At 40.5% G+C, this 18,207-nt stretch carries 17 protein-coding genes and 1 pseudogene; 9 read left to right on the plus strand and 9 right to left on the minus strand.

What is annotated here, in order from left to right:
• The first annotated feature begins 90 nt into the window (after positions 1–90).
• From BLP92_RS14120 to yhaM, 3 genes are all read left to right on the plus strand, one after another.
• On the plus strand, positions 91–762 hold the full coding sequence (locus tag BLP92_RS14120; protein WP_090843602.1) for a response regulator transcription factor: 672 nt from the start codon (positions 91–93) through the stop codon (positions 760–762).
• A complete protein-coding gene (locus BLP92_RS14125; protein ID WP_090843603.1) occupies positions 759–2,120 on the plus strand; it encodes a sensor histidine kinase in 1,362 nt (453 codons plus the stop codon). Before BLP92_RS14120 ends, BLP92_RS14125 begins: the two co-directional genes overlap by 4 nt.
• An 881-nt stretch (positions 2,121–3,001) precedes the next feature.
• Complete coding sequence (yhaM, locus tag BLP92_RS14130; protein ID WP_090843604.1) at positions 3,002–3,940, plus strand: 3'-5' exoribonuclease YhaM; 939 nt, start codon at positions 3,002–3,004, stop codon at positions 3,938–3,940.
• 57 nt (positions 3,941–3,997) lie between these two features.
• On the opposite strand, the gene BLP92_RS14135 is transcribed toward yhaM, so the two are convergent.
• The 3 genes from BLP92_RS14135 to BLP92_RS14145 all read right to left on the minus strand — a co-directional run bounded on the left by BLP92_RS14135 (position 3,998) and on the right by BLP92_RS14145 (position 5,782).
• Entirely contained in the window at positions 3,998–4,330 is a 333-nt protein-coding gene (locus tag BLP92_RS14135; RefSeq protein WP_090843605.1) for a hypothetical protein, read from the minus strand.
• 97 nt (positions 4,331–4,427) lie between these two features.
• Positions 4,428–5,408 (minus strand): peptidylprolyl isomerase, encoded by a 981-nt coding sequence (locus BLP92_RS14140; protein WP_090843606.1) that lies wholly within the window; start codon positions 5,406–5,408, stop codon positions 4,428–4,430.
• 194 nt (positions 5,409–5,602) lie between these two features.
• Positions 5,603–5,782, minus strand: coding sequence for a hypothetical protein (locus BLP92_RS14145; protein WP_090843607.1), 180 nt, complete (start codon positions 5,780–5,782; stop codon positions 5,603–5,605).
• A 168-nt stretch (positions 5,783–5,950) separates the two neighbouring features.
• Between BLP92_RS14145 and BLP92_RS14150 the strand changes: the two genes are divergently transcribed.
• A complete protein-coding gene (locus tag BLP92_RS14150) occupies positions 5,951–6,517 on the plus strand; it encodes a YpmS family protein (protein WP_090843608.1) in 567 nt (188 codons plus the stop codon).
• Between the two features lie 105 nt (positions 6,518–6,622).
• Here the strand turns inward: BLP92_RS14150 and BLP92_RS14155 are convergent, their stop codons facing one another.
• The 4 genes from BLP92_RS14155 to BLP92_RS14170 all read right to left on the minus strand — a co-directional run bounded on the left by BLP92_RS14155 (position 6,623) and on the right by BLP92_RS14170 (position 9,737).
• Positions 6,623–7,174, minus strand: a complete 552-nt coding sequence (locus BLP92_RS14155; RefSeq protein ID WP_090843609.1) for a DUF3267 domain-containing protein — start codon at positions 7,172–7,174, stop codon at positions 6,623–6,625.
• A gap of 107 nt (positions 7,175–7,281) precedes the next feature.
• Positions 7,282–7,893 (minus strand): HTH-type transcriptional regulator Hpr, encoded by a 612-nt coding sequence (locus BLP92_RS14160; protein ID WP_090843610.1) that lies wholly within the window; start codon positions 7,891–7,893, stop codon positions 7,282–7,284.
• Between the two features lie 259 nt (positions 7,894–8,152).
• Complete coding sequence (gene serC / locus BLP92_RS14165) at positions 8,153–9,238, minus strand: 3-phosphoserine/phosphohydroxythreonine transaminase (RefSeq protein ID WP_090843611.1); 1,086 nt, start codon at positions 9,236–9,238, stop codon at positions 8,153–8,155.
• Positions 9,239–9,305: 67 nt separating this feature from the next.
• The gene (locus BLP92_RS14170) at positions 9,306–9,737 is read right to left on the minus strand and encodes an HIT family protein (RefSeq protein ID WP_090843612.1); all 432 of its coding nucleotides are present in this window, start codon (positions 9,735–9,737) and stop codon (positions 9,306–9,308) included.
• Between the two features lie 147 nt (positions 9,738–9,884).
• Between BLP92_RS14170 and BLP92_RS14175 the strand changes: the two genes are divergently transcribed.
• Positions 9,885–10,631 (plus strand): ABC transporter ATP-binding protein, encoded by a 747-nt coding sequence (locus BLP92_RS14175; protein WP_090843613.1) that lies wholly within the window; start codon positions 9,885–9,887, stop codon positions 10,629–10,631.
• Positions 10,624–11,829: an ABC transporter permease gene (locus BLP92_RS14180; protein WP_090843614.1), complete on the plus strand. Its 1,206-nt coding sequence runs from the start codon at positions 10,624–10,626 to the stop codon at positions 11,827–11,829. Before BLP92_RS14175 ends, BLP92_RS14180 begins: the two co-directional genes overlap by 8 nt.
• A 675-nt stretch (positions 11,830–12,504) precedes the next feature.
• On the opposite strand, the gene BLP92_RS14195 is transcribed toward BLP92_RS14180, so the two are convergent.
• Positions 12,505–13,722, minus strand: a complete 1,218-nt coding sequence (locus tag BLP92_RS14195; RefSeq protein ID WP_175444309.1) for a M20 metallopeptidase family protein — start codon at positions 13,720–13,722, stop codon at positions 12,505–12,507.
• A gap of 290 nt (positions 13,723–14,012) precedes the next feature.
• Positions 14,013–14,750, minus strand: coding sequence for a cytochrome c biogenesis CcdA family protein (locus tag BLP92_RS14200; RefSeq protein WP_090843617.1), 738 nt, complete (start codon positions 14,748–14,750; stop codon positions 14,013–14,015).
• Between the two features lie 242 nt (positions 14,751–14,992).
• Here BLP92_RS14200 and BLP92_RS14205 point away from each other — a divergent pair, with 242 nt between their 5' ends.
• The 3 genes and pseudogenes from BLP92_RS14205 to BLP92_RS14215 all read left to right on the plus strand — a co-directional run.
• On the plus strand, positions 14,993–17,104 hold the full coding sequence (locus BLP92_RS14205) for a transglycosylase domain-containing protein (protein ID WP_090843618.1): 2,112 nt from the start codon (positions 14,993–14,995) through the stop codon (positions 17,102–17,104).
• A 304-nt stretch (positions 17,105–17,408) separates the two neighbouring features.
• Positions 17,409–17,972: a helix-turn-helix domain-containing protein gene (locus tag BLP92_RS14210; protein ID WP_090843619.1), complete on the plus strand. Its 564-nt coding sequence runs from the start codon at positions 17,409–17,411 to the stop codon at positions 17,970–17,972.
• An 89-nt stretch (positions 17,973–18,061) separates the two neighbouring features.
• Positions 18,062–18,207 (plus strand): annotated as a pseudogene (locus BLP92_RS14215) (IS3 family transposase); the annotation flags it as partial.

Consider the following 18,207-nt stretch of genomic DNA (forward strand, 5'->3'; position numbering starts at 1 on the left):
AACCTCGCTGTATTTTCAATCTGGGAGAGGTTATATTAAAATAGTAGGAGAAAACTAATGCAGTTTAAACAGGAAGTGAGGAGAATATAGATGACACAGTTTATTGTAAACTTAGTAGAAGATGAAGAAAATCTTGGAAAAGTCATCAAAGCTTATATGGAAAAAGAGGGATGGGAAGTAAATCACTATACAGATGGTAAGAAAGCATCTGAAGAAATATCAAACCCTCCCCATTTATGGATTCTCGATATTATGCTGCCGGGAATGGATGGATATCAGCTGTTAAAGTCTATTAAGGCGGAAGCAGATACTCCGGTTATATTTATTTCAGCAAGAGATAAGGATCTGGATAGAGTACTTGGCTTGGAATTAGGAAGCGATGACTACCTTGCAAAGCCATTTTTACCGGAAGAATTGGTAATTCGTGCGAAAAAAATGCTGACACGAGTGTATCCGCCGGAAGTAAATGAAAAAGATGATATAGAGCTGAACGGATATATTATTGATCCTACTTCGCGAACTGTACATGACGGCAGCGAACATATTGAATTAACTACAAAAGAAATGGATCTGGTTATTCTGCTTACGTCCCATATCGGTGAAGCCCTCTCCAGGGAAACTATTATTGAATATGTATGGGGTACAGATTATTTTGGTTCGGAACGGGCAGTGGATGATGTTGTTCGCCGCGTGCGTAAGAAGCTGCCAAGGATACATCTGGAAACACTTTACGGATATGGGTACCGGGTTCTGCTCTCATGATTCGTCTCAACCTGACGCAGAGAATCTGGTTTTCGTTTATTTCGATTCTCCTGCTTGTAGCGCTTCTTATCGGTGTGATCTATCCGATATCTTTAAAAGGAGCACTTACGGAGGAAACATACCGTATTATAGAGCAGGAACAAATGCGCTGGGCGAATCCGCAGGGAGAACATGTAGTACCTCCACAATCGGAGCTTGATTTTATTGAGAGGCGGGAAGCGGAGCGCTCCGTGTTCCATTTCTTTTTAATGAATCAGCTCGCGACAATTGAAGGAGATCCTGTACCTAATGAAGTTCTTCAGGAAATGGGGGAGCGGGCACAGGAGCAAATGACACGACGAGGCCGCTATGAGTTAACATACAACGGGGCTACGCTTTTTTATGTAGTTTATAAAGTATATACAACAAGCGGCGAAGCATATCACGTGTCATATATGTGGGATACGTACAGGGATCAGATGGTGGACCGGTTATGGGGACGGCTCAGCTATATAATGCTTTTTGCTGGCCTGATGAGTCTTGTACCTGCTTTTTGGCTGAAACACTATTTGCGTCAGCCTTTAACAAGCCTTGGTAACCATTTTGAGCAGATTGCCGAAAGAAACTGGAAAGAGCCGTTTTACTGGAACGGAGATGAAGATTTTGAAAAGCTCTCCAATCAATTTGAAAAGATGCGACAGAATCTGATCCGCTACGATTCCGCGCAGAAAACATTTATGCAGCATGCTTCCCATGAACTGAAAACACCGATTATGATAGTAAAAAGTTATGCTCAGTCTGTGAAAGATGGAGTCACTCCAAAGGAAAATATGGATGAAACCATGGATGTAATAATTGAAGAATCCAACCGGATGGAAAAGCGGGTAAAAGATATGCTGTACTATACCAAGCTGGATTCTTTAAGAGAAACACCGATGGAAGTTACTGAATTTCCTTTTGGCTCGATTGCTTACAGAGTAGAGCAGCGTTTCCGGGTGACGAGAGAAGATGTGAAGATTATCGTGCAAGGTGATCAGACAGTGATCCGGGGTGACAAAGAACAAATGAACGTACTGCTTGAAAATCTTGTGGAAAACTCGCTGCGATATGCAATTGATAAAATAGTACTGAGAGCGGAAGAAACAGAGGATCAGGTACTTATCCATGTAAGTAACAATGGAGAAAATATCCCTCTGGATGAGGTGGATCATTTGTTTACACCTTTCAGAAAAGGTAATAAGGGCCAATTTGGCCTTGGGCTTGCAATTGTGAAAAGCATCTGCGAACTGCATCATGGCTATCCGGTAGTGACGAATGAAGAAGATGGAGTCACTTTTACTATTCACTTACCGAAAGACCAGAATTTCGATGTGAAGTAATTAAATTTAAACGTAAGAAAAGCCTTGTAAGTGGCAGGGCAGCTGAGAAAGCTGCCTTTACACACAAAAGCATCAAAGAGAATATTTAAACTGAATATTTCTTGTTCAACAGTCCTCTGTAATGAGGACTTTTTTTATGCAGGAAATTATAAGTGACTTTTTCTATGGGTAACCTGCCAGGAGATAGACAGGCAGCAGAGAAGAAGGGCCATGCGTGAAAACATCATCCGCAAGGTACCTGCAGATAATCATAGTGGTCCATTATGCCACGTCTTTAATAAAAATTAGGAGTTCGAAACAAGAAAGGGCCACAAGGGAGATAATAGAATAAAAATATTATGAATGATATTCTCTCCATAAGAAAAGCCAGGAATACGAGTGGAATGGTAAAGAACCATTATCCAAAAACATTCGTGACATTGCAGGACAGGGAAGTATCGTAAAAAGTCAAAGCGCTTTTGTTTTTAACGGTAGTGGACGGGTGGCAGGTGCATACGGTAAAAATGTATTCGAGTGGCCGGAAAATGAATTAATGCAAATTAAGTACTTTAAAAATGAGTAAAGCATGCCGGCGCGGGAGTGAAAGGTTCATACGTGAGTAAACTCTGTTTAAAATGAGTAAATCACGATAACGCGATAGTAACGAGTCCACAGTGAGAGTAAATCAACATATATTCTCAGGAGAAGATGTAATATTAAACAGACGAACTTTTTCCTTAGATTTAGAAATTTGTTTAATGAAGAAATTTAATATTTAAGTTCTGCATTATATAAAAAGTCCGCTCCTTTAAATTTACAGGAGGAAGAAAGTGATCTTTTTAACGAACGTGCGTTTCATGTTATAATATTGGTATTCAGCTGGAAAGGGGCGGCTTCTTAAAATGAAAAAAGGAATCGGTCAGCATCAAATAGGAGAGACGGTAGATTTATACTTATTAATAAAATACGCAAAAAAAGGAATAGCAAGTAACGGTAAACCTTTTTTAACATTACATTTTACAGATAAAACTGGAGAAATTGAGGCGAAAATGTGGGGGATTACCCCTGAGGATGAAGCTAAATATATTTCAGGTACGGTGACACAGGTGAGTGGAGACATTCAGGACTTCCGCGGGAATCGCCAGCTCCGGTTAAAAACAATTCGAAAGCCGGACAAAGAAATGAAAGCGGAAGATTTTATGCCTTCTGCACCTATGGCGAAAGAGATAATGCTGGAACAGGTAAATCAGTATCTGTTTGAAATGAGCAATGCAAAAATCCAGCGCATTACACGCCACCTGTTTAAAAAACATCAACAGGCTTTTTCGGTTTCTCCTGCTGCAACGAAAAACCATCATGAATATGTATCAGGACTGCTGTATCATGTACTGTCCATGCTGGAGCTGGCAAGGGGAATTGCAGATCAGTATGTTTCTTTGAACAGGGATCTTCTTTATGCAGGAGTAATACTTCATGATATGGCGAAAGTGCGGGAATTATCAGGACCGATGGGTACCCAGTATACTTTGGAGGGTAAGCTGCTTGGTCATATATCCATTATGGTTTCCGAAGTGGATGAGGCATCCAAAGAGCTTGGGATCGAAGGAGAAGAAGTACTGGTATTACAGCATATGATCTTGTCTCATCATTCGAAGGGAGAATGGGGCAGTCCAAAACCTCCTATGGTGAAAGAAGCAGAAATACTTCATATGATTGATAACATTGATGCAAAAATGAATATGATGGACAGAGCCTTGGACAGAACGCAGCCAGGAGAATTCAGTGAAAGAATTTTCGCCATGGACCAGCGTTCATTTTATAAACCAATTTTTATCGACTGAATACGTAAAAAAGAGCCCTTATTGATTAAGGGCTCTTTCGTATGTGATAATAATCTATTAAGTAAGAGGTTCCATTGTATTCTGCTCTTTTTGTGAACCATGATGCATCGTATCAGTTTCAAAATTCTTAGATTTAAAATCTACTAATACATCATTATAAAATTTATCGTAGCAGGAAGAGCTGAACCACTCATCGACCGTTAAGTCACTGCAGTTTTCAAAAACTTCCTTCCAGTGAATGAAAAGAAAAGATTCAACTCGGTCATGTACAACTGGAAAGTAAACCAGTGGACTTTGTTCAACGGTGTTATCCATTTGATCCATTACAGATTTCACGAGCAATTGTTGAAATTCTCCGTAGCTGAGTTCTGATAATTTAGTTCGCGCCATATGATAACCTCCGGTAAAATAAGTATTACTAGAGGTGTTCCCGTTCTGCGAATTTACAAACACTATAAATTGTATAAATTTGTGGGAGTGAAAAAGATTAATCTAAAGTGAATCCCTCCAGTTCTTCATCATGAATTGTTATTTCCACATTTTCGAGTAAAGCTTCCTTATGGCGATTCTTTTCATACATTCTTCTTTCATTCACAGAAGTATACAGCTGTTCGCTTACTTCTTCATACGGATCGTCAAACGGAATGCGGTCTAATACTTCTATAATGTGATATCCAAACTGGCTCTGGACAGGTTCACTAATTTCTCCTGCTTCCAGGGAAAAAGCTGCTTTTTCAAAGGGGGGAGTCATAGTACCTCTTCTGAAAAAGCCAAGTTCTCCTCCTTCTTCACTTGACCCGGGATCCTGCGAATAACTTTCAGCAAGTTCAGCGAAGTCTGCTTCACCATCATTCAGCAGGGATATTAATTCTTCTGCAGTTTCTTCATCTCCTACAAGAATATGTCTCGCTTCGACTTCCTGTCCTTTTTCATATTCTTCCAATAAAGACTCTTCTTCAATTTCGCTGCTCAGGCCAGTTAATTCTTCCATAACCAGATGCTCCAGAATTCTTCCGCGCAGCTCAGCTTCGCTGCGGACTCCCTGCATTTCCATGATTTGATAAAATTCCTCGTTGTTTTCCATCCCCATGGTATCCATTAAAAAAGAAATTTCCGATTCTATGTCTGTTTCTGTAATACCTAACGCCTCTGCTTCATTTTCAAAGACTTTATTATGAATTAACAATTCAAGAATTTCTTCCCCGTACATTTCTTTTAAAACCGTGACAAACTCTTCTTCCGCTACATCTCCAACACTTGTTTCAGCTGTGAGTATAACTTCTTCCTCTTCTTCCACAGCTTCAGGCTCATTGACATTTTCTTCAATATTATCTACAGAATTATTATCTTCCTCGAGTTGCAGGTTGTTATTGTTATTTTCATCCGTTACAGCTTCAGTTTCATTGACTGCATCGTCTGTGTTCGTACAGGCAGTTAGTAAAACAATAAAAAATAATAAGAATTTCATTTTATTGCCCCCTCACAAATACTGACTATTATATTAGCACATTATGTATCTGCTGGGTATTGCTATATTATCCAGGTATGTAGTTACAGAGCCAAATAAAATGTAAATTGCTGGTTTGGTAATGTGGGGATTGAACAGGAATTAAAAGAGCTCCTTCACTGTCATTAGTAAAGGAGCTGCTTAACTTGAATTTCTTAAGCTAAATAAATTCTAACAAAGGATGAAGTAATGAGAATAGTAATAAGAACATTTACTGTGCGGAAAATTTTTGGCTGCTTTTCTTCAGGAATTTCCTTCGTTACACATAAATTATTTGTCATCGTATTAATAACAAAAAGATAAAACATTGCAAATAATATAAATGGAATATACATATTTTGCCTCCTGGGGTAACTTACTGGCTCATTCACGCCTGCATAAAAGGTAACATTTCTTATCCGTTGCACAGGGTACAAAGAAACTGTACATTTAGTGTATCAAATATTTGTTTGAAAGAAAACGAATCATTATTATTCGTTTACTGGAAGGGGGAGATTTTAAACATGTGGAAAGCAGCGTTTTTTATATTATTAGCGCTCGTAATTATTAGCATAGCGGGGCTTTGGATCTGGGTGGATCAAAATTTAACTGTAGAGGAAACTGAATCTTTTACAGCACCTGAAATTGAAAATGTGGAAGGACCTTCTTTTCTGGTTTCTGCCACTAGAGAAGATGCAAATGCATGGCTTCAGAGAGAATTGGAAGAAGAAGAGGATGCAGATGATTTTATTTTAACTATTGATGATGCAGTTTATTTCGAAACAAGTCTTACTGTATTTGGTATGAACATTCCATTAGAAGTCGATTTTCAGCCTGAAGTATCAGAGGATGGGAATATATGGCTGCGTGAGGACGGCTTTCGCCTGGGAGCACTTGAGCTGCCAGCAGCACAAATTTTTCATTTGATCGGAGATAATATTGACCTGCCCGAATGGATAAGTGTAGCACCGAATGAAAGTTCATTATATTTAAATTTAAGAGAATTAGAAACAGAAGAATTTGTGATTGAAGCCCAATCTGTAGATTTGGAAAATAATGATATTGAATTTCGAATTACTGCAGCAGAATAGAGGCAGCCTGGATATTCAAGGTAAGTAATTTAGAATAATAAAAGAGCACGAGGATAACTTTCTATCCGCGTGCTCTTTTATTTGCCGATTGGATATTTCATTAAATTATTTAGCTTCCTGCTCTACCATTGGCCGAATAACATGAAATCCGTTCACGTTTTCTTCTATCAAGCAAGCACTGGGCGCTGTCATCATCTGTCGGAAAGCAAAGAAGTCATACGTGCTTAATCCGAAGTTTACCGCTGACAAAATAGCAATGTAATGCGTATGCGCTGGAAATAGCGCAGCTAAAATAATGGCAGCTGAAGTAATAGTCAATACAGGTGAAACGGTAGAGATCATACTTAAGTTTTTTGTTAATGGCTGTTTAGCGGAATAATAAAAATACGGCCACTGAAATTTGCGGTACCCGAAACGTGCTTGTTTACCTGAAAGCCAAATAGGAAGACAGTGCAGGATCAGGTGAATCGGGACAACTGCTGCAATCCCTGCTATTACAGGAAAGAAGCCGTAATCGACCAATGGCCTCTGTGTACCAAAGGTCTGAAACATAGTAAAGAAAATAAGAAAATATGAGAGCATCACCATAGCGGAAAGAAACCACATGCGTGTTCTGCCAATTTCTTTTGCCACAGATACAGTTTTTAAACAATTCATATAAGAAAACCCTTTCGATAACAAGTTAATTAGTAGCACTTTGCTAATGTACTCCTGTATCGAAGAGAAATCAATACTTTTTACAAAAAAAATAAAACTGACCGGATTTATTTTCCAGGCAGCTTTTTATAAGAATCCACAGGCTGGGGCTTCCTATTTTTTGGCACAGGAATTAATTTTCCGTCTACTTCGTCAAAGTCTTCCTCAAATTTGCTCATTGATTTCTCGAAAATCTGGATAAAATCAGGTCCATAAACGTGTTTTACAATACTGATTAATTCCGAAAACTCTGGAAATTTACCATATAAATCTTTAATGGGCAGAGAACCGGTATATACACTGTAAGTATCAGGGTTATAGCTTTCAAAAGATTCCAGAAGCAGTTCTTCTCCTTCTGCTGTTAAGTATACATACGTATTCCTTTTATCATTGGCTCGTTTAGAAAATGTAAGTAATCCGCGCTCTTCCAATTTTTTAGAGAAATTAAAAGCAGTAGAGACATGCATAACGCCGAACTTAGCAATATCTGAAATAGAAGCACCCTCAAGGTGATAAGCTATCCACAAAATATGATGTTCGTTAATATTTAAGTCAAATGGTTTAATCCATGCCTGCCAGTCCTTTTCAATAGATTTCCATAAAGCTTTGCTTAGCTGCGCTATTTTATGACTGAACATAATAGATTGTTTCATTGACTGCATCTTGGGATCCTGGTCCATAGCTTTTCCTCCTGTCTCAATTCGTAACTTCATTTTGCTCAGCTATTACTTTACTGGGAAAATGTTATACATATAATAACACAGGCTCCTTTGCCGACTCAATATCATTTCTGTATTTTCTGAAAATTTATTATTAGAAAGAGGAAAATGCCTTATACAGACGATATTTTTCGACAAAGTAATTCGAAAAAACTGTCTGGTTTCCCAGAAAGGGTATAAGGACATTTTCCTTAGATATTATTCTACGAAAAGAGATTTATTATTTATGCTTATTTTTAAAGGCTATCATCATATCCCGTAATGCTTCTACATGTTCTAAAGGTACGGCGTTATAAATAGAAGCGCGGCACCCGCCTACACTTCTGTGACCATTTAATCCCATATAACCGGCATTAGCTGCCTCCTGGAGAAATTGTTCCTCCAGCTTTTCGCTGCGAAGCCTGAATGTTACATTCATAAGTGAACGTGCTTCAGGTTCTGCATGTCCAGTATAAAACCCTTCAGACTGATCTATAGTGTCATAAAGCATCTTAGCCTTAGCTTCTGCCCGCTTTTCAATTTCTGCCAGGCCGCCCATATCGAGAATCCAGTCTGTGACGAGCTTTGTAATATAAATAGCTCCAGTAGGAGGAGTATGATAAAGCGAATCCTTGGATGCATGCTGTGCATAAGAAATAGATGGCGGAAGGGAAGTATTCGCTTGTTCCATAAACGACTTCCGGATAAACACAAGGGTAACACCAGCCATTCCAGCATTTTTCTGAGAACCGGCATAAGCCAGATCTACATTCTTCCAGTTAATTTGCTTACTCAAAATATCACTGGACATATCTACAATAACCGGGTGGTTACCTTTTGCCGGCAGTTCTTTCCACTGTGTGCCAAAAATAGTGTTGTTGGAAGTCAGATGCACATAAGAAAGAGATTCTTCTACGGAAGCAAGGTCTACTTCAGGAATCGCAGCGTAGTTTGAATCTTTAGAAGAAGCAAGTACCACAGTTTCGCCAAAAGCCTCGGCTTCTTTTTTCGCTTTTTCCGACCACGAGCCGGTAAGTACAAATCCGGCTTTTTTATCTTCCTCGAGGAAATTCTGGGCTGTCATGGAAAATTGAAGTGTAGCTCCCCCCTGTAAAAACAATATGTCAAATTCTTCTGGGACACTCAATATATCTCTTAGCTGCTTTAAAGCCTGAAAGTGAATTTTCTCATAAAGACTGCTGCGGTGGCTTAATTCCATTACGGCCGCGCCTGATTGTTCAAAATTGAACATTTCCTGCTTTGCCTTTTCAAGAACAGGAGTTGGAATAGGTCCTGGTCCGGCGTTGAAATTGTATGCTCTTGTCATTTATAGATCCTCCTTTAGAATGGGAACGAGCCTAAGAAAGGTAAAACCCTCCCCAGACTCGTATATATCATTGATTTGCTGAAATTTCTTCTGCCATTTCTGTTAGATCACTTATCTCATAATCTTTGCTGTTATCCGCCCATGAAGCCTGAAATCCGTCATTATCTCCATAACGCGGAAGCAGATGAAGGTGGTAATGAAAAACTGACTGGCCTGCAAATTCTTTGTTGTTGTTGAGAATGTTCATACCTTTTGGCTGAAATGTTTTGTTTAATGCTTTTGCTATTTTTGGTACTGCTTTAAATAAATGCGAAGCTGTTTCCTCTTCCAGTTCAAAAATGTCTTTTTCGTGGTTTTTAGGAATAACGAGAGTGTGTCCTTTTGTAACCTGACTGATATCTAAAAATGCATACACGTGGTCGTCTTCATACACTTTGGACGAAGGAATGTCCCCATCAATAATTTTACAAAAAATACAATCTTGTGCTGCCAAGTTCATCACCTCTTTAATTTGTGGGAATTTTCACGTAATACGAATTATCTTATCATAATTTTTTTGAGTCTGCGACAGAAGAATGAGTTCGCAGCTTTTCTTTTTTTATTGTATTCGCTATAGTTAGGGGGGGAAGATTGGAGGAATTTTATTATGGATCCATTATTAACAATTGAACATGTAAACGGCGGCTATCAGAGGACCAAACCTGTCCTGCACGACATATCTTTCACGGTGGGCCGGGGAGAAATTGTAGGCCTTATCGGATTAAACGGCGCTGGAAAAAGTACAACTATCAAACATATCCTTGGGTTAATGGAACCACATGAGGGTAAAATTAAAGTTTCCGGCAGAGAGCTTACAGATGATATAGATACATACCGAAAGCAGATTGCCTACATTCCTGAAACACCACTGCTTTATGAAGAATTAACGTTGTGGGAGCATTTGGAAGTAACGGCTATGGCTTATGGAGTGGAAGAAAAAGTATTTGAAGAAAGAGCAGAAGCTTTGCTACAGCAGTTCAGAATGAAAAAAATGAAACACTGGTTTCCGGATCATTTTTCCAAGGGGATGCGGCAGAAAGTAATGATTATGAGCGCATTTCTTTTAGAACCGGACCTTTATATTGCTGATGAACCATTTGTCGGCCTTGATCCAGTAGGTATAAAATCATTTTTACAGAGAATGCAGGAAATGCGTGATGATGGATGCGGGATATTAATGTCCACCCATATTCTTGCGACAGCAGAAAAGTACTGCGACCGGTTTATTTTTCTGGACCAGGGAAGAGTACTGATGCAGGGAACATTAGAGCAGCTGCAGTCACAGGCGGCTATGCCGGGCGCCGATCTTGATGATATTTATGTAAGAATGACAGAGGAAGATTCCCATGAATGAAGCTTTAAAAGTATGGGAAAAAAGAAGGCAGGAATATTGGACGCTCGCAGTTAAATATTTAAGGCTGATAGGAAACAGCGGTTTTTTATTTACTATTTACATTCTCTTTTTATTTGGCAGTTATTATTACGGCCAGTTTCTGGAGTGGCTGCCTGAAACTTTCCCGGCAGTTTTGTTCTTTACCCTGTTTTTTACATGGATTGTAACGAGGGGCAGAGTCAGAACATTTTTAAAGCAGGCAGACGTAGTTTTTCTGCTTCCCATGGAATCACGTTTAAAAAAGTATTTCCGGGCTTCTCTTAAATACAGCTGGATGATGGAAGCATTTTGGGTGACTCTTGCCTTTTTACTGCTGGCACCTTTATTTAATGATCGGATTGCTTCCGGCGGAGGAATATTATTAAGTGTGCTTCTGGCAATTTTTCTATTGAAACTATGGAATCTTGCTGCTTCCTTTGAGGAGCAGCGAATTCAGGATGACCGGAAATACAAAGTCCATTTATGGCTGCGGGCCTGTTTAAATGCAGGTGTACTCTATCTCTTATTTTCATTTATGCATGTAATATGGACTGCAGGGGCGGCACTGCTTCTTGCAGCAATTTACCAGTTTTATTTTTCCCGGATCAGTGGCAGTCTGCAGTGGGAAAGGCTGATCAGGATAGAAAACAACACGGTGAGAACTTTTTTTAGAGTTGCCAATAACTTTACAGACGTACCACATTTAAAACAAAGCATTAAAGAAAGGACATGGCTTTCTTTCCTTTACCGGCTTGTTCCTTACTCGAGAGAGAACGCTTATCGTTATCTTTTTGGAAGAGCAATGATTCGTTCGGGAGATTATTTTGGGATTTATATCAGGTTAACGGTGCTTGGAATGATTTTTCTTGCCGCTGTAGATATTTCATGGGGAATGTGGCTGTTAGCCGGGCTGTTTGCCTATATGACTGTAATTCAATTGGAAACACTGGCATATCACTTTCAAACCAGTCAGATGCTGCCACTTTATCCTTTAAAAACCTCCTGGAAGCTCGCTGGCGTGAAATTCTGGATTTGGGGGCTGGGCCTCCTGCAGGCAGTTTGTTTTATTATTATCGCAGCAGGTGAATGGTTAAATGCAGTAATAATTTTGATTATTACTTTGGGAATGTATTTTTATGGAATAAACTATCGTCTTCCCGGGAAAATAGCCGCTGACTAATATGAAGGCAGCAGCCCTATCCTTTCTTTAAATAAAGCTCTGTTAATGCTCACTGTTGAAAAGAGAAAACTTCGCTGCAACTGGCCTGCCGTGGACGAGCTCCTCAGCTTCCTCGCTGCGCTGCGGGATCTTCCCAGCTCGTTCTTCCACAGGCGGTGTGTACTTTCACCGCCGGAAGCATTTGCGCAGCCGACCAAATGATCTTAAAGTCAGCTTCACGCTCTTGGAGAAGATGACTGCTGGTCGAGCGGAGCAATGCTCACTCTCTACACAGGCGTCCGCCGGTTTCCGCTTCGTTCTTTCCTTTGCGAAACAAAAGAAAGAGAGTGTTTCTATTACAAGATTTCAATCAATAAAACGAAGACAAGGCGGTGAAGACGCCTGCGGAAAAAGAAAGGCTGAAGATCATCCCGGACGAAAGGGAGGGATAGCTGAGGGATTTCTCCGCGGCAAGCGCAGAAAAAGGAGCCGCAGGCGTACTTTTTTTGTATCAACATCAGACTTTAACAGATACACTCATGCAAAATTTTTGCACCATGAAGTATGAAAATTAATACTGCTGTGTAACGAAAGTGAAGCAACAGTATTAATTATTTTTAGCAGAAGTTTTATTTTCAAGGTAGCCTTAAATAAAAGCAGCCCGGCAGAAATTTCTGCCGGGCTGCTTTTTAAAAATTATTTCATTTGATCAAATGTTTCCAGGACAAGACCGCCAAGTACATTTGCAGCATTCAGCATCGCGCGTTCTTCAATGTCGAACTTAGGATGATGATGAGGATAAGTCACCTTCGCATCCGGCTTCATTGCTCCAGTAAAGAAGAAAGCCCCTTTCACATGCTTTAAATAATAAGCAAAATCTTCTCCGCCCATCTGCGGGGATGTAACTTCTACATGATCAATTCCTGCAGACTGCTCTGCTACTTTTCCTACAATTTTTGCCTGCTCCTCATGGTTAATAACTGCGGGATATCCTCTTTCATAAATTGCTTCCGCTTCCGCCCCATAGCCGGATGCAACTCCTTGTGCCAACGTGATAATCCTTTCTTCCAGTAAATCACGGACATCTTCTTCAAACGATCTCGCCGTTCCAATGATTTTTACCTTATCGGCAATAACATTATATGCGTTCACTGATTCAAAATGCCCTACACTTACAACTGCTGAATCCATGGGATCAACATTTCTGCTGACGATATGCTGTAAAGTTTGGACGATCTGGGCGCCGATTAATATGGAATCTTTGGTCATATGAGGCTGAGCTCCATGGCCGCCTTTTCCTTTTACGTTTATAGAAAATTTATCGGCTGCAGCCATTATTGGACCTTCTGTATATTCTACTGTTCCATGAGGAATCATAGACCATAAGTGCGTCCCGTAAATAACATCTACTCCATCAAGGCAGCCATCGGCGATCATTGCCTGCGCCCCGCCGGGAGCATATTCTTCAGCGTGCTGATGAATGAAAACTACAGATCCTGCGAGTTCTTCTTTCATAGAAGTAAGAACTTTCGCAAGTACCAGCAATTCAGCAGTATGGCCGTCATGGCCGCATGCATGCATAACTCCATCAGTTTTTGAAGCAAACGGCAGTTCTGTTTCTTCGTGAATTGGCAAAGCATCAAAATCAGCTCGTAACGCTACCGTAGGTCCGGGTTTTCCGCCTTCCAGCACTGCGACTACGCCTCTTTCCCCTACTCCTTCTCTTACTTCGTTTCCAAGTTTTCTCTGGTAGTCGGCAATATATTTAGGAGTTTCCACTTCCTGAAATGACAACTCCGGATTTTCATGTAAATGACGTCTGATTTCTACCATTTCGTCATAATGATCATTTAATAATTGCTGCATTTTTTCTAACAAAGTGAATCCCTCCTCATAAATACTTATCTTTATCATACTTTCTGGATAACAGGTTGGAAAGCATAAGCTTTATTGTATAAGGTAAAACTTTACATAATAGCTTCTATGAAAATAAAATTTTTGTTTAAAAGAAGTAATAACGCTGCTGCACTTTCAAAGAAGCTGATCCAAGGGTTTGTTCCCGACTAATTTCTCCTGCATGTAATATGGCCAAAACTGACTTGGGTGGAATGGCAGAACCCTGGTTTCTGAACGGAAGGAACAGCTGAAAAATTTCTCCGCGGCGCGAGTACTTTCCTTGTAGCATTACCAGAAGATAACAGCGCCTAAATAATATAGTATTGAGAAAGATAGCCGGCAATTCTTGCAAACCATCCGGTAAACAGCATAATACCAAGTATGATCATGATTAATCCGCTCACTTTTTGAAACACCGGCAGGTACCGGTTCAAATTTCTGATACGGTCTATTGATTTTGCAAACAGAAGTCCCACAAGAATAAATGGAATACCAAGACCTGCAGAATAAAACAGAAGTAATATCATTCCGCCGGCAGGATCATTTTGAGCTGCAAGCGCTAAAATCGACCCAAGTACGAGACCAATACAAGGAGACCAGCCTGCTGCAAAAACAAGCCCAAAAAGTACAGAACGCCCGAAACTGGCAGATTTTGCGGGGTTTTTCATCCGCTTTTCACTCATCAAAAAATTCAACTGGAAAATTCCCATCAGCTGCAGCCCAAATAATACGATAATGATGCCGCCCAGTTGTTCAACCAGCTGCTGATTCTGCAAAAAGAGCCCTCCAAGAAAAGAAGTGGAAGCACCGAGTGCGAGAAATATGGAAGTAAATCCTAGAATAAAGCCGAGACTGCGGGATAAAATTAACTTCCGGTCTGCAGATAATTTATTCTGCGAAATTTCAGCTCCTGTAAGCTGGGCTAAGTATGCAGGAACCAGGGGGAAGACACAGGGGGACAGGAATGATACAATCCCTGCAAAAAGCGCAATCCATAATGAGAAAAAAGTAACTTCATTTATGATAAAAATACTTAATGTATACAACAGGGAAACCTCCATCGTTTATAATATGCCCCTTTACTATACAGTATCCATCAAGCTTGCGAAATGGAAGTCACTTAAGTTTCACAAAATGATAAACGTAACTTTTTTCTCTGAAAAGCGTATATAATACCGAAAACAATTTAGACCATATGATATCTTGTGAGCATTGTTTAATTGCTGGAGTCGTTAAGTAGAAGTTAAATTTAATCAGAAGAAAATATATACAGAGGGAGGTGGGGAATTTGTGGGGAAAAAGGATCGCCTACAGCATAATTGCAGTTCTGATTATTGCAATAACAGTAGTTTCAGTGTATTTAGGAATAATATTATTTGGAAATTATGCGATCGATGAGAAAGATTTGGTGATGAAAGAATCTACTACGGTGGTAGATACTGAAGGACAGGAAATTACCAGGCTTTTTTCTGAAAACCGGGAAACAGTTTCTATAGATCAAATCCCTTCTCATGTACAGGAAGCTTTTATCGCTGTAGAGGACCAGCGGTTTTATGACCATACAGGGATCGACCCCCGATCTATTTTAAGAGCGCTTTATCGGGATATTATTGCCCGGTCTGCTTCGGAGGGCGGGAGTACAATTACGCAGCAGCTGGCGAAAAATGTGTTTCTGTCACCTGAAAAATCGTTGTTAAGAAAAACGGAAGAAGTATTAATAGCTTTAAATCTGGAGCATAGATATTCAAAAGAGGAAATTCTGGAAATGTATATGAACCGTATTTATTTTGGTCACGGAGCGCATGGAGTCCAGGCTGCATCTCAGTTATATTTCGGAAAGTCGATTGAAGAGCTGGATGTGGAAGAAGGTGCTCTTCTTGCAAGCCTGCCAAAAGGACCTAATCTATATTCGCCTTTCATAGATGAAGATAAAAGTAAATCGCGACGGGACCTGGTATTAAGTCTTATGCATCAGCAGGGATATCTGGAAGCGGAAGAAACTGTTCGTTTACAGGGTCGGACGATCCCCCAGGATCAGCACAGCATTACTTCGGATCCAGCATATGATACTTATGTGGATATGCTGATTGAAGAGATGGAAAACGTTTATCATATTAGTGAAGAGGAAGTGTTGAGCGGAGGGTACCGCATCGTTGCTCCTATAGATACATCACTCCAGTTAAAATCATATGAAACTCTCCACGCAGAGGATGCCTACCCGATAGAGGGCATGGAAGGAAGCCTGGTGCTGCTTGATAATGAAACTGGAGGAGTAAAAGCAGTCCAGGGCGGACGGAATTATGCAAGAAAAGGATTTAATTATGCAGATGCTCCGAGTCAGCCTGGTTCTGTCATGAAACCTCTCGCAGTTTTTGCACCGGCTATGGAAGCCGGAGAATATGAACCTTATTCTTTATTAAAAGATGAACAGCTTTCCTACGATGGATATGAGCCGCAAAACCTGAATGGCACTTATGAAGGGGAAGTAACAATGTACGATGCTTTATTACATTCTGTGAATGCTCCTGCCGTCTGGCTCCTGAATGAGCTTGGCATCGACGAAGCGAAAGAAATACTGGAGAAGCAAAATATTCTAATTGAAGATGAGGGGCTGAGTATCGCTCTTGGAGGACTGGAGAAAGGAATATCCCCAATGCAGACAGCTGCGGCCTATCGGACTTTTGCTAATGAGGGGAGATACTCCACTCCTTATTTTGTGGAGGAAATTTACGACAGGCATGGAGAGTTAATCGAACAGGTGGAAATAGAAGAAATAGAGGTGGTCTCTCCGCAGACTGCCTGGAATATGACGCGGATGCTTGAAGCGGTAGTTACGGAAGGCACGGGAACTGCAGGAAGCTTTGATGGAGCACTGGCTGGGAAAACAGGAACTTCTACAGGAGCCAGGGATATTTGGTTTGCAGGCTGGACACCCGAAGTAAGTGGAGCGGTATGGATGGGTGCAGGGGAAGCGAATGAACAATTATCAAGCAGTACCCCTACAGCTTTGTTTAAAAATGTTATTTCCAGTGAAGAAGGACAAGACCTTGCATTTTCTCCGCCGGAAGGGGTGAATGACTTAGAAGAACCAATCAGGCTCGCAGAATTAAATAACCTGGAGGCAGATATGAATTTAGGTTTATTAGGAGGTAATGTTGAACTTCGCTGGGAGGCTGTGGACGAAGAACGATTGCATTACCGAATATATAAACTGAATGATGGGGAACGGGAGCTGTTGGATGAAGTAGTGGGTGAATCTTCTTATACAGTCAGCCGGCAGAATATTTTTGCCTCCCATGAATTTATAGTGGTGCCTTACAACCCCCAGACAAAAAGGGAAGGAACACCTTCAGAACGAGTCGAAGCAGATTGGAGTATTTTCTCCTGGAACGCTTCTTAATAGGCAGCTGCTTCATACATTCCGAGCAGGAGATTTATAATTTGCAGGTAATTGAGTCAATTTCATAATGCGTTATATTAATCATTTTTACGAAAGTTTTAAGCTTCAAATATAATATTTGTTCGTTTTTTTTTGAAAGTGATGATAGGAATGAAAGGTGGCGACTTCAGCGGGAGGAAGCGAAGTCTGAAAATCCATTCTGAAAGAGCTTGGCGAGTGATGAATTAGTTGAAGACGAGCCTCGCGAAAAGGTAGTGCACCCCAGAAGTTAGAGTTCAAAATCTAACTTCTGGGGTGTTTTTGTATGACAATGTATAGTGAGGAATTTAAATTAATGATTGTGAAGGAGTATATGCAAGGAGAGCTGGGATACCGGTTATTGGCGAAGAAATACTTGATCCCTAGTGTCACTCCCATCAAACGGTGGGTTCGTGCCTATCATCATTACGGAGTAAAAGGAGTACAGAAGCCACGTTCCAAACCAGTTTATTCTGTCCAATTCAAACTGCATGTATTACACTTTAGGAACCAGACAGGTGCTTCTCTTCAGGAGACGGCGACCGCCTTCGACTTGCACGACCCTTCCTTAATCTCGAGTTGGTGCAGGACCTTTCAAAAAGAAGGGGTCGAGGGCTTCCAGAAAAAAACGAAAGGACGGTCTTCCATGCCCAAAAAACCGAAGAAACATTCGACCAAATCAACACAAGCTTTCACGCGGGAAGAACAATTAGAACGCGAAAATGAACTGCTGCGTTTAGAGAATTCCTACTTAAAAAAGTTGAACGCTTTTCAAGAGAATCCGAATGCCTATCTCGAAAAGCACAAGCAGCGCTGGTATTCGAACTCAAACAAGAAGGATTCAAAATAAAAGACGCGTTAGAGAGAGTGGGGATCCCGGAAGCCACCTACCATTATCAGAAAAAGCAGTTCCAAAAAGAAGATCCGAATAAAGAATGGAAAGAACGGATTACGTCCCTCTTTCATCAGCACAATGGCACCTATGGCTATCGCCGTATTTTCTTCGAACTCCGGAACCAGGGATACCTCATCAACCATAAAAAAGTGCAACGACTCATGAAGGAGCTTGGGTTAAAAAGCGAAAA

Origin of the sequence: Alkalicoccus daliensis (genome assembly GCF_900103955.1) — a bacterium.
Classification (GTDB): domain Bacteria; phylum Bacillota; class Bacilli; order Bacillales; family Salisediminibacteriaceae; genus Alkalicoccus; species Alkalicoccus daliensis.

Bases quoted from the DNA above. Each gene is read 5' to 3' on its own strand.
- BLP92_RS14135 (WP_090843605.1), bottom strand. From the start codon at position 4,330: ATGGCGCGAACTAAATTATCAGAACTCAGCTACGGAGAATTTCAACAA.
- BLP92_RS14210 (WP_090843619.1), top strand. From the start codon at position 17,409: ATGACAATGTATAGTGAGGAATTTAAATTAATGATTGTGAAGGAGTAT.
- BLP92_RS14125 (WP_090843603.1), top strand. From the start codon at position 759: ATGATTCGTCTCAACCTGACGCAGAGAATCTGGTTTTCGTTTATTTCG.
- BLP92_RS14150 (WP_090843608.1), top strand. From the start codon at position 5,951: ATGTGGAAAGCAGCGTTTTTTATATTATTAGCGCTCGTAATTATTAGC.
- BLP92_RS14170 (WP_090843612.1), bottom strand. From the start codon at position 9,737: ATGAACTTGGCAGCACAAGATTGTATTTTTTGTAAAATTATTGATGGG.
- BLP92_RS14180 (WP_090843614.1), top strand. From the start codon at position 10,624: ATGAATGAAGCTTTAAAAGTATGGGAAAAAAGAAGGCAGGAATATTGG.
- BLP92_RS14155 (WP_090843609.1), bottom strand. From the start codon at position 7,174: ATGAATTGTTTAAAAACTGTATCTGTGGCAAAAGAAATTGGCAGAACA.
- BLP92_RS14145 (WP_090843607.1), bottom strand. From the start codon at position 5,782: ATGTATATTCCATTTATATTATTTGCAATGTTTTATCTTTTTGTTATT.
- BLP92_RS14120 (WP_090843602.1), top strand. From the start codon at position 91: ATGACACAGTTTATTGTAAACTTAGTAGAAGATGAAGAAAATCTTGGA.
- BLP92_RS14160 (WP_090843610.1), bottom strand. From the start codon at position 7,893: ATGGACCAGGATCCCAAGATGCAGTCAATGAAACAATCTATTATGTTC.
- BLP92_RS14195 (WP_175444309.1), bottom strand. From the start codon at position 13,722: ATGATAAAGATAAGTATTTATGAGGAGGGATTCACTTTGTTAGAAAAA.
- serC (WP_090843611.1), bottom strand. From the start codon at position 9,238: ATGACAAGAGCATACAATTTCAACGCCGGACCAGGACCTATTCCAACT.
- yhaM (WP_090843604.1), top strand. From the start codon at position 3,002: ATGAAAAAAGGAATCGGTCAGCATCAAATAGGAGAGACGGTAGATTTA.
- BLP92_RS14140 (WP_090843606.1), bottom strand. From the start codon at position 5,408: ATGAAATTCTTATTATTTTTTATTGTTTTACTAACTGCCTGTACGAAC.
- BLP92_RS14175 (WP_090843613.1), top strand. From the start codon at position 9,885: ATGGATCCATTATTAACAATTGAACATGTAAACGGCGGCTATCAGAGG.